13 protein-coding genes are annotated in these 14,911 nt (G+C 67.9%); all 13 read left to right on the top strand.

From position 1 onward, the window contains the following. Positions 1-180: 180 nt before the first annotated feature. The 13 genes from P3L18_RS17055 to scpB all read left to right on the top strand — a co-directional run bounded on the left by P3L18_RS17055 (position 181) and on the right by scpB (position 14,911). Entirely contained in the window at positions 181-2,202 is a 2,022-nt protein-coding gene (locus P3L18_RS17055; RefSeq protein ID WP_276114744.1) for an HAD-IIA family hydrolase, read from the top strand. A 13-nt stretch (positions 2,203-2,215) separates the two neighbouring features. Then, on the top strand, positions 2,216-2,509 hold the full coding sequence (locus P3L18_RS17050; protein WP_006368431.1) for a hypothetical protein: 294 nt from the start codon (positions 2,216-2,218) through the stop codon (positions 2,507-2,509). A gap of 29 nt (positions 2,510-2,538) precedes the next feature. Beyond that, positions 2,539-3,465, top strand: a complete 927-nt coding sequence (locus P3L18_RS17045; RefSeq protein WP_006368433.1) for a TlyA family RNA methyltransferase — start codon at positions 2,539-2,541, stop codon at positions 3,463-3,465. A gap of 30 nt (positions 3,466-3,495) precedes the next feature. Beyond that, a complete protein-coding gene (locus P3L18_RS17040) occupies positions 3,496-4,581 on the top strand; it encodes an NAD kinase (RefSeq protein ID WP_006368436.1) in 1,086 nt (361 codons plus the stop codon). Between the two features lie 2 nt (positions 4,582-4,583). Beyond that, positions 4,584-6,332 (top strand): DNA repair protein RecN, encoded by a 1,749-nt coding sequence (gene recN / locus P3L18_RS17035; RefSeq protein WP_276114743.1) that lies wholly within the window; start codon positions 4,584-4,586, stop codon positions 6,330-6,332. 95 nt (positions 6,333-6,427) lie between these two features. Next, positions 6,428-7,615, top strand: a complete 1,188-nt coding sequence (gene steA / locus P3L18_RS17030; RefSeq protein WP_079929894.1) for a putative cytokinetic ring protein SteA — start codon at positions 6,428-6,430, stop codon at positions 7,613-7,615. A 3-nt stretch (positions 7,616-7,618) separates the two neighbouring features. Next, positions 7,619-8,560 carry a copper transporter gene (locus P3L18_RS17025; RefSeq protein WP_079929893.1) on the top strand — a complete coding sequence of 314 codons (942 nt, stop codon included), beginning with the start codon at positions 7,619-7,621 and terminating at the stop codon, positions 8,558-8,560. A gap of 181 nt (positions 8,561-8,741) precedes the next feature. Continuing rightward, positions 8,742-10,505 (top strand): CTP synthase, encoded by a 1,764-nt coding sequence (locus P3L18_RS17020; RefSeq protein ID WP_276114742.1) that lies wholly within the window; start codon positions 8,742-8,744, stop codon positions 10,503-10,505. Beyond that, entirely contained in the window at positions 10,502-11,161 is a 660-nt protein-coding gene (locus P3L18_RS17015) for an NUDIX hydrolase (protein ID WP_276114741.1), read from the top strand. The genes P3L18_RS17020 and P3L18_RS17015 overlap by 4 nt, the downstream gene beginning before the upstream one ends. A 59-nt stretch (positions 11,162-11,220) precedes the next feature. Further along, positions 11,221-12,150 (top strand): site-specific tyrosine recombinase XerD, encoded by a 930-nt coding sequence (gene xerD / locus P3L18_RS17010; RefSeq protein WP_079929889.1) that lies wholly within the window; start codon positions 11,221-11,223, stop codon positions 12,148-12,150. Positions 12,151-12,279: 129 nt separating this feature from the next. Continuing rightward, the gene (locus P3L18_RS17005; RefSeq protein ID WP_079929888.1) at positions 12,280-13,245 is read left to right on the top strand and encodes a ParA family protein; all 966 of its coding nucleotides are present in this window, start codon (positions 12,280-12,282) and stop codon (positions 13,243-13,245) included. After that, the gene (locus P3L18_RS17000; RefSeq protein WP_276114740.1) at positions 13,242-14,096 is read left to right on the top strand and encodes a segregation/condensation protein A; all 855 of its coding nucleotides are present in this window, start codon (positions 13,242-13,244) and stop codon (positions 14,094-14,096) included. The genes P3L18_RS17005 and P3L18_RS17000 overlap by 4 nt, the downstream gene beginning before the upstream one ends. Continuing rightward, complete coding sequence (gene scpB / locus P3L18_RS16995) at positions 14,093-14,911, top strand: SMC-Scp complex subunit ScpB (RefSeq protein WP_208791457.1); 819 nt, start codon at positions 14,093-14,095, stop codon at positions 14,909-14,911. Before P3L18_RS17000 ends, scpB begins: the two co-directional genes overlap by 4 nt.

The following is a 14,911-nucleotide window of genomic DNA, read 5'->3' as shown; positions in this document are numbered from 1 at the left end:
ATGGTACTGCACCCTAATCAGTGTGGGAGAGTAGGACACCGCCGAACACAACTTCCGGGATGCCCCGCAACACCTAGTGTTGCGGGGCATCCCTCATTCAACCCACCTTCAGATCGGCCGACGGTGATGTGCCCGGGGTCGGCTCGGCCGAGGCCGTGACGAGGGAATAGATTGGCAACCATGAATGACCGTGACCGCAACCGCGGCCGCCGCCAGCGTCCGGACCGAGCCGATCAGTCGGGCCGCCCTCACCGTGAGGGTCGGCAACGAACTGACGGTCCCACCGACCCTGCTCTTCCTGATGACGTCGTCGCCTCCGATCTCGACCCCGATACCCGACGTGATTTGCTTTCCCTGGAGAAGGGGACAGCGGAGCGTGTCGCGCGGCATCTGGTGATGGTGGCCGAGCTCCTATACGAAGACGCCGATCTGGCTCTGGAACATGCTCGTGCGGCTCGGCGTCGTGCGGCGCGCGTCGGTGTGGTCCGCGAGACCGCCGGCGTCGCCGCCTATAACGCCGGTCAGTGGCAGGAAGCCATCTCCGAGCTGAGGGCGGCTCGTCGGATCACCGGTAGTTCGGCACTGCTTCCGCTCATCGCCGACGCCGAACGCGGATTGGGACGACCTGAGCGTGCCATCGAGATCGCGCGCAGCGAGGAAGGGCGCGCATTGCGCGATGACGAAGCCACAGAAATGCGCATCGTCGAAGCCGGCGCCCGCCTCGACATCGGGGAGCCCGAGAAGGCGTTGGTGACCCTTCAGCTGGAAGACCTGAGTCCGAGCCGCACCGGCACTGCCGCGGCGCGTCTGTTCTATGCGTACGCGTCGGCCCTCGAAGCCGCCGGCCGCCTTGATGAGGCGACGACCTGGTTCATGAATGCCTCTGCCGCCGACACCGAAGATGCCACCGATGCCGAGTTCCGGTTGATGGAGATCTCGGTCGGCAGTGCCGAGCCGGATGTCGACCCCACCCACGAAGACCAGCAGGACTCCGGAGCGGCCATCGCCGAGCCTGAGCCTGCGTCCGAGCCTGGGCCGGCGCCCCAGTCGGAGGCGCTGCGCAGTACCGAGTCGCAGCCCGGGTCTGTTCGGCAAGCGAGCGTTGCGGAGCCGGAGAGCGAGCAGGTTCCCGAAGCCGCCGTGGCACCGGCCAGGGAGACCGAGCTGGTTCCCCCGCCACCTGCGCCCGCGCGCGTCGTTGACGCGTACGACGCGTTGCTGCTCGATCTGGACGGCACCGTGTTCGCCGGGAAGAGCCCGATACCTGGTGCGCCGGAGACCCTGGAGCGGATCGACGTGACGACGATCTTCGTCACCAACAACGCGAGCAGACGCCCGGATGACGTTGCCGAGCATCTTCGGTCGATGGGCTTCACGGCGACCCCGCAACAGGTCGTCACCAGTGCTCAATCGGCAGCCCGGTTGCTCTCCGAGCACCTCGAGCCCGGATCGAGAGCCCTTGTGCTCGGCACCGACGGTCTCGCCCAGGAGGTGCGCGAGGTCGGGATCGCCGTGACGCGCAGCGCGGACGATCGTCCGCTCGCCGTCATCCAGGGCTTTTCACCGGAGACCTCATGGGAGAGCTTGTCGGAGGCCGCTCTGGCGATCCGGGCAGGCGCACTGTGGGTGGCCACCAACGTCGATGCGACTCTGCCTTCCGAGCGTGGGCTACTCGTCGGCAACGGATCCCTGGTCGCAGCGGTCGCCAACGCCACCGGCCAGGAGCCGCTCGTCGCCGGAAAGCCGGCCGCGCCCCTCATGGCCGACGCCATCAACCGCAGCGGCGCAGACACCCCGCTGGTGGTCGGGGATCGACTCGACACCGACATCCAGGGCGCACATTCGGTGGGCCTCGACAGTCTCCTGGTGCTCAGCGGCGTCAGCACGGCAGCAGACCTTCTCGCCGCACCACCGCAGCAGCGGCCGACCTTCGTCTGTGCCGATCTGTCGGGAGTTCTCGACCCTGCCGATTCGCTGCGCATCGCCGACAATGACGACTGGCGTATCGAGCAGACCGGCGACACGCTGACGGTGTCACCGGTGGCCGAGCCGCCCGCGACGCTGCGCCTGCTGCCATCACTGGCCGCTCGCGTCTGGGCGCTCGCCGACGCCGACGAGATCGACCTGACGGAAATCACCATCACCGCCGATGACCCGACGACCCGAAGTGCGCTGGAGGATCTGGGTCTCGGCGCCGAGTGAAGGGACGAGAGCAATGACCTTCCCCGACGATGCCTCCGCGAGGCCGGCACCGGCGATGGGGCCGACGCCGCAGATGATGCCCGGCGCGCGGCCCGGCGAGGTACATGCCGAAACCGTCGATGCCGTCGACCCCGAGTTGGCCGAATCCATCCCGGTGCGGGTGCGTGAGCTCCTCGGTCAGGTCGACGACATTCGCGAACAGTCCGGCGAGGCAATCGATTTGGTGGCCTTGGCGCGCCAGACACAACTGCTCGAACAAGCGCATGAGGTACTGACCTCGGCGTTGTCGGACGTGGACCGTCGGTGACCAGGCCAGCACGGACGAGGCGTCGCTGAGTGGCCGCGCGGGCGCGTCTCGACGCCGAATTGGTACGCCGTGGTCTCGCACGCTCACGCGAGCAGGCGCGCGAACTCGTCGACCGCGGGGCGGTCAAGGTCAACGGCACCATCGCCGCCAAGCCGGCAACCAATGTCGGTCGGGACACACCGATCGTCGTCGTCGATGACGACCGCGACGATTGGGCGTCGCGAGGAGCACACAAACTGATCGGTGCGCTCGACGCCTTCGAGCCGCAGGGCCTGACGGTCGCCGGCAAGCGGTGTCTCGATGCGGGCGCATCCACCGGAGGATTCACCGATGTGCTCCTGCGCCGCGACGCCCGCGAGGTCGTTGCCGTCGACGTCGGCTACGGGCAACTGATCTGGCGTCTGCAGAACGATGACCGCGTCGACATCCGCGACCGCACCAATGTTCGCCACCTCACTGCCGAACAGATCGGGGGTGCCGTGGACCTCGTCGTCGCCGATCTGTCGTTCATCTCACTGGCGTTGGTCCTGCCGGCCTTCGTCGCATGTGCGCGCCCCGGGGCCGACATCGTGCCGATGGTCAAGCCGCAGTTCGAGGTGGGCAAGGATCGCGTCGGTTCCGGCGGCGTGGTCCGAGATCCCGACCTGCGGGTGGAGGCCGTCGTCAAGGTGGTCACCGAGGCCGCGCGGCTCGGACTGGTCACGCGCGCGGTGACGGCGAGCCCGCTCCCGGGACCGTCGGGCAACGTCGAGTATTTCCTCTGGTTGCAGCGGCCGTCGGGCACGGTGTCGGCGTCGGACGATAGGGTCGGTAGCCGGGGCGGATCGCCGGTCGAGGGCGAGATACCGGACGCGGGTTCGGCACCCGATGTCCTCGACGGGAATGCGCTGCAGCCCGGCGTGGATCCGGACATCATCCAGATGATCAGGCAGGCCGTCGCCGACGGTCCGCGCTGAATGTCATCGCGCGAGACGAGAGGAGACCAGGTGGGCAACGCATCGGTCGCGGATTCGGTTGGCACAGGTGGTGCTTCCGATCCGGCCCGCGGGTCCGTACGGACCGGTTCCGCCCATCGCGAGTTCCTCGTCGTCGCGCACACCGGCCGCGAGACCGTCACCCACACCATCGCCGCGATCGCCCGGCACTGCGCCGAGGGCGGTGTGGCCTTACGGGTCGTCGATCACGACACCCACGTCGATCCCGACCCCGCGAGCGAGGCCCGCGCCTACCCGCAGTCGGTGGCCGATACCGGCCCGATACCGCGCCCACCGGAACGCAACCCCCTCGATCCCGCGCATCTGCGGGAACTCGGTGCGCAGGTGGAGGTGACCTCGGGCGACCCCGATTCGGCGGAGGGATGCGAGATCGTCATCGTGCTCGGGGGCGACGGCACCTTTCTGCGGGCCGCCGAGCTGGCCTATCCCGCAGGTGTCCCGGTCCTCGGAATCAACCTGGGCCACATAGGGTTTCTCGCCGAGGGCGAGGCGAACCGCGTCGACGAGGTCATGGCCCAGCTCGTCTCCGGGGACTATCGGGTGGAACCGCGGATGACACTCGACGTCACCGTCATCGACCCGGCCGACACCAAGGGCACGCCCCAGACCAGCTGGGCGCTGAACGAGGTCGCGATCCTCAACCGGACCAGCACCGGTGTGCTCGAACTGATCACCGAGGTCGACGGCCGTCCGGTGTCGGGGTTCGGGGCCGACGGCGTCCTGGTGTCGACGCCGACGGGCTCCACCGCCTACGCGTTCTCCGCGGGTGGACCGGTGATGTGGCCCGACCTCGAGGCGATCCTGGTGGTGCCGAGCAATGCCCACGCATTGTTCGCCCGACCCATGGTGACCAGTCCGCGGTCCCGGATCGCGGTGGAGGTCGACAAGCTCGGCCGCTCCGGTTTCGCCTTGTGCGACGGCCGCCGCCGCCTCGACGTGCCCGCCGGTGCGCGGGTCGAGGTCGTGCGCAGCGACCGATCGGTGCAGTGGGTGCGGATCGACTCCGACCCCTTCGCCGATCGGCTCGTCCGAAAATTCGATCTGCCGGTCACGGGCTGGCGGGGGAGGCAGGCCTAGGAGTGCTGGAAGAACTGTCCATCGCCGGCCTCGGCGTCATCGACGGGGCGTCGGCGCAATTTCCTCCCGGTTTCACCGCGCTGACCGGTGAAACCGGCGCGGGCAAGACCATGATCGTGACCAGCCTGCGTCTGTTGGCCGGCGGACGCGCCGACGCCGGGCGGGTTCGCTCGGGTGCCGCTAAGGCAACGGTCGAGGGGCGCTTCCGCGTCGCCGATCCCGACCAGGGCCCCGACGGGGAGGTCGCCGACCTTCTTGAGTCCACCGGCGCCGACCTCGACGACGACGGCACCGTCATCGCGATCCGCACCGTCAACGCCGACGGCCGATCCCGCGCCCATCTCGGCGGACGTTCGGTTCCGGTGGGTACGTTGGGCAAGCTCGTCAGCTCGGTGCTGACCGTGCACGGTCAAAACGACCAGCTACGACTGCTGCGACCCGACCGTCAGCGCGCCGCGTTGGACACCTTCGCCGGAGCGAAGGCGGCCAAGGCACTCGCCGCCTATCGCAGTGCGCGGGCCGAGTGGCTGGCAATACTCGACGAGCTCGACGAACTCCGCGCCAACTCCCGCGGACTCGCCCAGGAGGCCGACCGACTGCGCTTCGGGATCGACGAGATCGCAGCGATCGACCCCCAACCCGGTGAGGACGACTCCCTCGCGGACACCATCCGCCGTCTCACCGATCTCGAGTCGATCCGGTCCGCCGCATCGGGCTCGCACGAGATCGTCGCCGGCGAGTCGGGGTCGGTGATCGAGGGACTCGGTCAGGTGCGGTCGATGCTCGAGGCGGCCGCCGACGATGAGCTCAAACGTCTCGCCGGCCGCGTCGGCGAAACTCTGACGGTCGTCACCGACATCGGCGACGAACTCACCGCGTACCTGTCGGCGCTCCCGACCGACGCCGATTCGCTCGACCAATTACTCTCCCGCCAGGGCGAATTGAAATCGCTGGTGCGCAAGTACGCCCCCGACATCGACGGGGTGATCGACTGGCGCACGCAGGCGCAGATGCGACTCGAGCAGATCGAGGACCCCCAGGGCAGCGTCGACGACCTCGAGCGGCGCGCCGCCGCGGCAGCCGAGGTCGTCGCCGAGGCCGCGGCCACCCTGCACCGCATCCGTGCGAAAGCGGCCACGACGATGGCCGGCAAGGTGTCCAAGGAACTCGCCGGGTTGGCGATGGGGGACTCGACGCTGTCGGTCGAGGTCGGGCTCGAATCCGCCGATGCCGACGACCGACTGGCCATCGAGGTCGACGGGCAGCGCGCACACGCCGGCGCCGACGGTGCCGACCGCGTCGAATTCGCCCTGGTTCCACACAAGGGCGCCCGCCCGCTGCCCATCGCGACCTCGGCGTCCGGCGGTGAGCTGTCACGAGTGATGCTCGCTCTCGAAGTCGTTCTCGCCGAACCGACTTCAGGCTCGGTGATGGTGTTCGACGAGGTCGACGCCGGAGTGGGCGGGCGCGCCGCGGTGGAGATCGGGCGTCGTCTGGCCCGGCTGGCGCGTGCCCATCAGGTCATCGTCGTGACCCATCTCCCGCAGGTCGCTGCGTTCGCCGACAATCACCTCGTCATCGGCAAGAGCGCGAGCAAGGGCGCGGTGCAGACGAGTACCGTGCGTGCGCTCGAGCGCGACGAGCGGATCGCCGAACTCGCCCGGATGCTCGCCGGACTCGGGGAGTCCGATACCGGCAAGGCGCACGCCGAGGAACTCCTGACAACTGCTGAGACAGAAAAGAGCTCCTGAGTCGTTCGGTGTTCTTGATGCGCGTGTGACAAAAGTTGCCATTGTTGCGGCGCGCCTCCCGCAGTCGATGCGCGGGGCGGTCAATCATTGCCGTCATGAAGATGCCTGCACTGCTCGCGCGGAACACCGAAGAACTGCCTGGCGTCATTGGTATCGCCAGAATCGACAAGAACACCAAGCGCCTCCTCGAACGTGTGGGGCCGGGTGACATCGCGATCCTCGACGAGGTCGATCTCGATCGCGTGACCGCCGACGCGCTCGTGGAGGCGAACGTCGTCGCCGTCGTCAACGCATCCCGGTCGATCAGCGGCCGCTATCCGAATCTGGGTCCCGAGGTGCTGGTCGCCTCCGGCATCGTCCTGCTCGACGAGGTCGGCCCGGAGGTCTTCAAGCGGGTCAAGGACGGCGCCAAGCTCCGCGTCCACGATGACCGTCTGATGGTCGGGGACCGGCGTCTCGCGCGCGGCACCACGCTCGAGGAGCACGACATCGCGAGCATGATGATCGACGCCAAGACCGGACTGGTCGACCATCTGGAAGCCTTCTCCGGCAACACGATCGAATTCATCCGCAGCGAGTCGCCACTTCTGATCGACGGTGTCGGCGTGCCCGACATCGATGTGTCCCTGGCCGGCAAGCATGTGGTCATCGTCGCCGACGGACCCGATCGCGGGACCGAACTGCGTTCACTCAAGCCGTTCATCAAGGAGTACTCACCGGTTCTCGTCGGCGTGGGTGCGGGCGCCGACACCCTGGTGAAGGCGGGGTACAAACCGGCGATCGTCGTCGGCGACCCGGAACAGATGAAGGCGGCGACGCTGCGGTGTGGTGCGCAGGTCGTGCTGCCCGCCGACACCGACGGACACGCCCCCGGCCTCGAACGCATCCAGGACCTCGGCATCGGTGCGACGACCTTCCCGGCCGCCGGAACCGCGGCCGATCTCGCGTTGCTGCTCACCGACTTCCATGGCGCCGACCTCATCGTCACCGCCGGCTACGGCGGATCTCTCGACGACTTCTTCGACCGCTCACGTCGTGAGTCGACGCCGTCGACGTTCCTGACCCGGCTCAAGGTCGGACCCAAACTTGTTGACGCCAAGGCGGTCGCGACGCTGTATCGCAGCCGGGTGTCCGGCGCGGCCATCGCCTGCGTCATTCTCGCCGCGCTGATCGCCGTCATCGCCGCGGTGATGCTCTCGAGCGCGGGACCGGAGATCACCGATTGGGCTGTGGCCCAATGGAACCACTTGTTCGAGTGGGCTCGGGGAGTCTGGAACAGGTAGGACATGATTTCTCTACGCCAGCACGCCATCTCGTTGGTGGCGGTGTTTTTGGCCCTCGCGCTGGGGTTGTTCCTCGGCTCGGGGTTCGTGGGCGATCGCGTCAATTCCCTGACCGGTACGAGCCGTGATCGGATCGGCGACCTCGAGCAGCAGCGCGACGGTCTCAACGATCAGGTGAACGCCGCGAACAGCTTTGACGCCGCGATCGCTCCGCGGCTGATCGCCGATCAGCTCAAGGGGCACGCCGTTCTCGTCGTCACCACGCCCAACGCCGCCGACTCCGACGTCGACGCCGTCAAACAGTCGCTGTCGACTGCGGGTGCAACGTTTTCCGGGCAGCTCGGCCTCACCGACAAGCTCGTGCGCGACGACAGCGCCGAACAGGTCCGCACCATCGTCGACCAGACGATTCCCCCGGGTGCGACACTGCGTGCGGAACTGACCGACTCGGGCTCACGGGTCGGGGATCTGTTGGGGACCTTGGTGATGCACCGCAGCGATCAGAACGCTGCCGCGGTCGCCGATCGCCAGACCGGGCTGCAAACCCTGCGCGACGGCGGTTTCCTGACCTACGTCGACAACGCGATCCGGCCCGCCGATCTGGTGGTGTTCGTCTCCGGCGACGCGCTCCCGGAGAACTCCGGTGCCCAGGGGCAACTGGTCGCCCGGCTGGCCGCGGCGATGACCGCCCGTGCGCAGGGCGGTGAACTCGTCGGTCGCAGCGGTTCGGCGACGGGAGTGTCACCGATAGCGGTGATTCGTTCGGACCCGGCGTTGCGCAACGCGATCACCACGATCGACAACGTCGACGCCCAGACCGGCCTGATCACCACCGTCCTCGCGCTCGACGAGGAGAGCCAGGGCCGCTCCGGCTCCTTCGGCTCCGGTCCGGGGGCAAGCGCCATCACCGTCGGCGCGCAACCGGCTCAGTCCCAACCGGCCTGAGCAGTCCAGGCGCAGCGCACCACGCGCGCACATCGTCACCGGTGACCCGACGTCCGCCGCGACACGCGGGGCTGCCCGCCCCGTCGGTGTCGTGGCGGCGCGAGCCCGCTGTGGTGTTACCCTGGAGTCCCGTAGGTGAGCAGGCTTTCATGACCTGATCCGGCCGACGGGAGAAACGGTTTTGCGACCACTGCGCGTTCATACGGGCACCAAACATATTTTCGTGACGGGCGGAGTCGCCTCGTCCCTGGGTAAGGGCTTGACCGCCTCGAGTCTCGGTCAGCTCCTCACGGCCCGCGGTCTGCGGGTCACCATGCAGAAGCTCGACCCGTATCTCAACGTCGATCCGGGAACGATGAATCCGTTCCAGCACGGTGAGGTCTTCGTCACCGAGGACGGCGCGGAAACCGATCTCGACGTCGGGCATTACGAGCGCTTCCTCGACCGCAACCTGTCGCAGTCGGCGAATGTGACCACCGGACAGGTGTATTCGAGCGTCATCGCCAAGGAACGACGCGGCGAGTACCTCGGCGAGACGGTGCAGGTGATCCCGCACATCACCGACGAACTCAAGTCGCGGGTCCTCGCGATGCGTGAGCCCGGCGACGACGGCGAGGCACCCGATGTGGTGATCACCGAGATCGGTGGCACCGTCGGTGACATCGAGTCGTTGCCGTTCATCGAGGCCGCCCGCCAGATCCGCCACGACGTGGGGCGCGACAACGTGTTCTTCCTGCACGTGTCGCTGGTGCCCTACCTCGCGCCGTCGGGTGAGCTCAAGACCAAACCCACCCAGCACTCGGTGGCCGCGCTGCGCAACGTCGGCATCCAGCCCGATGCGCTCATCCTGCGGTGCGACCGCGACGTCCCCGAAGGTCTCAAGAAGAAGATCGCGCTCATGTGCGACGTCGACATCGAAGGCGTCATCTCCACACCCGACGCGCCGTCGATCTACGACATCCCCAAGGTGCTGCACAGCGAGCAACTCGACGCCTACGTGGTCCGCAAACTCGGTCTGCCCTTCCGCGACGTGGATTGGACCGAATGGGGGGAGCTGCTCAATCGGGTGCACGAGCCCCGCGAGACCGTGCGAATCGCGTTGGTGGGCAAGTACGTCGACCTGCCCGACGCCTACCTGTCGGTGACCGAGGCGATCCGGGCCGGCGGCTTCGCGTGGCGTGCGCGCACCGAGATCAAGTGGGTGCCGTCGGATGAATGTGCCACATCGCAGGGGGCGCAGGCCGCGCTCTCCGACGTCGACGGCGTGCTCATCCCGGGGGGCTTCGGTATTCGAGGCATTGAGGGCAAGGTCGGCGCGATCAGCTATGCCCGCCGTCGCGGCATCCCGCTCCTCGGTCTGTGCCTGGGCTTGCAGTGCATCGTCATCGAGGCGGCGCGCTCGGTCGGTCTCGACCATGCCAGTTCCGACGAATTCGATCCGGACACACCACATCCGGTGATCTCGACGATGGCCGAACAGCACGATGCGGTCGCCGGCGAGGCGGATCTGGGCGGAACGATGCGTCTGGGTGCTTATCCGGCGACGCTGAAAGAGGGTTCGGTGGTCGCCAAGGCCTACGGCACCACCGAGGTCTCCGAACGTCACCGTCACCGCTACGAGGTGAACAACACCTACCGCGACACCATCGCCGAGTCCGGGCTGGTGTTCTCCGGGACCTCGCCCGACGGGCATCTCGTCGAGTTCGTCGAGTATCCCTCCGAGGTGCACCCGTTCCTGGTGGCCACCCAGGCCCACCCGGAGCTGAAGAGCCGACCGACGCGCCCGCACCCGCTGTTCCGCGCGTTCATCGACGCGGCTCTGAAATACAAAGCGGCCGAACGGCTTCCGGTGGACCTCGGTGACTACGACGCGCCGCATGCCGAGAATGACGTGTCCGAGGTCGCGACCGCCGGGGCAGTCGACGCCGGAGGCGATCGCGCTTGAGCGACACCGCTTCCGACGGCGCCGGAGCCCACGACTTCGGGGTTCGTGGTTCACGCCTGGTGTACGACGGAGCGATCCTCGCGTTGCGGGTCGACGAGGTCGTCATGCCCGGTGGCCGAACCGCCGAGCGTGAGGTCGTCGAGCATTTCGGGGCCGTGGCCGTCGTCGCGCGTGACGAGCAGCGTCGGATCGCGATGGTCCGCCAATACCGGCATCCGATCGGACACCGCCTGCTCGAATTGCCTGCCGGGCTCCTCGATCAGGACGGGACGGAAACGGCGGTGGACGCCGCCCGACGCGAACTGGCCGAGGAAACCGACCTCGCTGCCGATCGGTGGCAGGTGCTGGTCGATCTGGATCTGTCGCCGGGTTTCACCGACGAGGCGCTACGCCTCTACCTCGCCGAGGGGTTGCACGCGCTCACCGCGGCCGAGCGCAGCGATGAGGAAGCCGACATGTCGATCGAGTGGATCGCCACCGATGATGCGGTCCGCCAGGTGTTCGACGGTGACATCGTGAATGCGACCAGCGTCGCGGGCATCCTGGCCGTCGCGGCGGCCGATCGGGGTGAGGTCACGTTGCGGCCGGTGGAGGCACCCTGGCGCGACGAGCCGAGTGCTTTCCGCGCCCGACGGGAGCGCGGCGCGCGCCGGTAGGCGCCGACCGGCGGCCACGCCGGGAGTCGGGGAGTGCGGATCGGAAGCGAGGAGTCGGCATGACCGAGCAGGTGGGCATCGACGTGGCGATCACCCGCTATCTCGATCATCTGACCGTCGAACGTGGCGTTGCGGCGAACACACTGAGCTCCTATGGTCGCGACCTCGGACGCTATCGGCAGTACCTGCGTGCACGGAAGATCGACGATCTCGCCGACGTGGCCGAAGCCGATGTCCGTGAGTTCCTCGTCGCGTTGCGCAGGGGTGCCCCCGAATCCGGGGAACGGCCGCTCGCGGAGAGTTCGGTGGCGCGAACCCTGGTGGCCACCAGAGGTTTTCACAAGTTCGCCGCGGCGGAGGGGCTGGTCGCCGACGACGTCGCCCACGCGGTTCGCCCGCCGAGCCCGGCTCGCCGGCTACCCAAGGCGTTGTCGGTGAGCGACGTCGAACGCATCCTGGACGCCTCCGGAGCCCCCGATCACGCACGCGCGCTCCGTGATCGAGCACTCCTGGAGCTCCTCTATAGTTGCGGCGCACGCATCTCCGAGGCCACCGGGCTCGATCTCGACGACATCGACACCGACACCCGGGCGGTGCGGTTACGCGGCAAGGGCGGCAAGGAGCGGGTGGTGCCCGTCGGCGGGCCGGCCGTCGATGCTCTCGAGGCATACCTGGTACGCGGACGCCCGACGCTCGTGCGTAGATCGACCGCGGCACTGTTCCTCAATGCCCGCGGGGGCCGGCTCACCCGACAGGGTGCCTGGCAGGTGTTGGCGGCGGCGGCCGAACGTGCCGGACTCGAGGGCGCGGTGTCGCCGCACACCCTGCGGCACAGTTTCGCCACCCATCTCCTCGACGGCGGAGCCGATGTTCGCGTGGTCCAGGAACTGTTGGGGCATGCGTCGGTGACGACGACACAGGTCTACACGCTGGTGACGGTGAACACGATGCGCGAGGTGTACGCGACCGCGCACCCACGGGCGCGGTGACGCGGTCGGCGACGAACGCTCATGGTTGCGGCGATGCTCCACGGGATCGTCGGCGCGACCCACTAGGCTTTGGTGGAGGTCCGGGCCGAAACGGCCGGGCCGAGACGACAGAAAGGGGGCTGCGCAGCGGTGAGTATCTCGAGCACCCGGCGACCCAGCGCCCACTTCGACGACCAGTACCGTCTCGAGGTTCCCAGCGGCGCGGACATCGACGAGACCGATCACCGCACCGCACGGGTCCAGGCCGACGATCAGATCGGTCCCACCGGTCGTCCCTACCGTCCCGTTCCCGAACCGACCCAGCTCGATCGGCACGGACCGGCGACGGTCATCGCGGTCTGTAACCAGAAGGGCGGGGTCGGCAAGACCACCTCCACGATCAATCTGGGTGCGGCCCTCGCCGAGTACGGCCGCCGCGTGCTGCTGGTCGACCTCGACCCGCAGGGTGCGCTGTCCGCGGGATTGGGTGTGCCGCATCACGAACTCGACGAGACCGTCTACAACCTGCTCGTGCCGCCGCACGCGCCCACCGACGAGGTGTTGATGCGTACCCGGGTCGACGGGCTGGACCTGTTGCCCAGCAACATCGACCTCTCGGCCGCCGAGATCCAGCTGGTCACCGAGGTCGGCCGCGAACAGGCTCTGGCCCGTGCGCTGCATCCGGTCCTCGATCGTTACGACGTCGTGCTCATCGACTGTCAGCCGTCGCTGGGTCTGCTCACCGTCAACGCCCTGGCCTGCGCCGACACGGTGCTGATCCCGATGGAGTGCGAGTACTTCAGCCTGCGTGGACTGGCGTTGCTCACCGACACCATCGAGAAGGTCCACGACCGCCTCAACATGCGTCTGGACGTCGGCGGAATCCTGGTGACCATGTTCGACGCGCGCACCCTGCATTCCCGGGAGGTGATGGCGCGGGTCGTCGAGGTGTTCGGCGACAAGGTGTACGACACCGTCATCGCGCGCACCGTCCGCTTCCCGGAAACCAGCGTGGCCGGCGAACCGATCACCTCGTGGGCGCCGAAATCTGCTGGAGCACAGGCTTATCGGGCTCTGGCTCGTGAGGTCATCGCGCGCAACGTCAAGCAGGCATGAGCGAACCGAGCGACGTCGGCGGGGCAGATGCTGCTCTCGACTCGGCACCGGCTGAGCCGGACTCCGGTTTTCGCGTACGTTTGGCGAACTTCGAGGGCCCTTTCGACCTGCTGCTCAACCTGATCAGTCAGCATCGCCTCGACGTGACCGAGGTGGCGCTGCACGAGGTGACCGACGACTTCATCGCCTACACCCGGGAGATGGGCCCGGAGTTGGGATTGGAGCAGACCACCGAATTCCTCGTGGTGGCCGCGACGCTGCTCGATCTCAAGGCCGCCCGTCTGTTGCCGTCCGGGGAGGTCGACGATCCCGAGGATCTCGCGCTGCTCGAGGCGCGCGACCTGCTGTTCGCGCGGCTCCTGCAATACCGTGCGTACAAGCAGGTGGCGGCGCTGTTCGGTGAGTTGGAAGCCGCTGCGCTCCAACGGTATCCGCGTGCGGTATCGCTGGAGGAGCGTTACGCCGATCTGTTGCCCGAGGTGACGTTGGGTGTCACGCCCGGAGGGTTCGCCGAGGTCGCCGCGGCGGCGTTGCGACCGCGGCCGATACCGACCGTGGGTCTCGACCACCTGCACGACTCGCACCAGGTGTCGGTGCCAGCGCAGGCGCAACGGATGGCGGGACTGCTGGCCGACAGTGCACCCGGCGACGGGCTGACCTTCGGTCAACTCGTCGCCGGCTGCGCCAGCCCGCTGGAGGTGGTCGGCAGCTTCTTGGCGTTGCTCGAACTGTTCCGGGAACGCGCGATCACGTTCTCCCAACCCGAGGCGCTCGGTGACCTGCGGGTGCTGTGGTCGGGGGAGCGAGAACTCGACGATCTGAGTTTCGACAAGGCAGAGGACTACGGATGACCGAGCCGCACGACGCACCATCCCCCGAGCGGGCAGTCGAGGACCAGGGACACAAGGACCAGGAACTCGAAGACCAGGGACACGGGGACCACACAGCCGAGGGTGCCTCCGAGCCCGGTCAGGGCGCCCTCGACGTCGCCACCGACGAGACCGTCGACGACGCGGAACTCCGCTCCGCACTGGAGGCCCTGCTGCTCGTCGTCGACACACCGGTGACCTCCGACGAACTGGCGAACGCGATCGGCGTCGACGCGCTACGGGTCCGGGAGATGCTCAACGAGATGTCGGCGGAGCTGACCTCGGCGCACAGCGGAATCGATCTGCGCTTCGCCGGGGACGGCTGGCGGTACTACACCCGAGCCGACTACGCACCCTACGTCGAGCGACTGCTGCTCGACGGTGCGCGCTCGAAACTGACCCGGGCCGCGCTGGAAACCCTGGCGGTGATCGCCTACCGGCAGCCCGTCTCGCGGGCGCGAGTCAGCGCGATCCGCGGCGTCAACGTCGACGGTGTCATCCGAACCCTGGTGGCGCGCGGACTGATCAACGAGGTCGGAACCGATCCGCAGACCACCGCCACCACCTACGGCACAACCGAATTGTTCCTCGAACGCCTCGGCCTCGCCTCACTGGAGGAACTGCCCGATCTCGCACCCCTGCTGCCCGACGTCGACCTCATCGACGACCTCGACGAGGAACTCAACTCCGATCCCCGATTCGCCAAACTCGCGGGTAAAGCGTCAGACTCAGAGGGGGCACCCGACGGCACATCGCCGATCGGCGTCGCCGACGACGACCTCGAGAATCAGGACTGA

The sequence above is a fragment of the Gordonia sp. N1V genome (assembly GCF_029269935.1).
Classification (GTDB): Bacteria; Actinomycetota; Actinomycetes; order Mycobacteriales; family Mycobacteriaceae; genus Gordonia; species Gordonia polyisoprenivorans.
The sequence above is the reverse complement of the archived record's forward strand: the minus strand, read 5'-3'. Positions and strand labels throughout refer to the sequence as shown.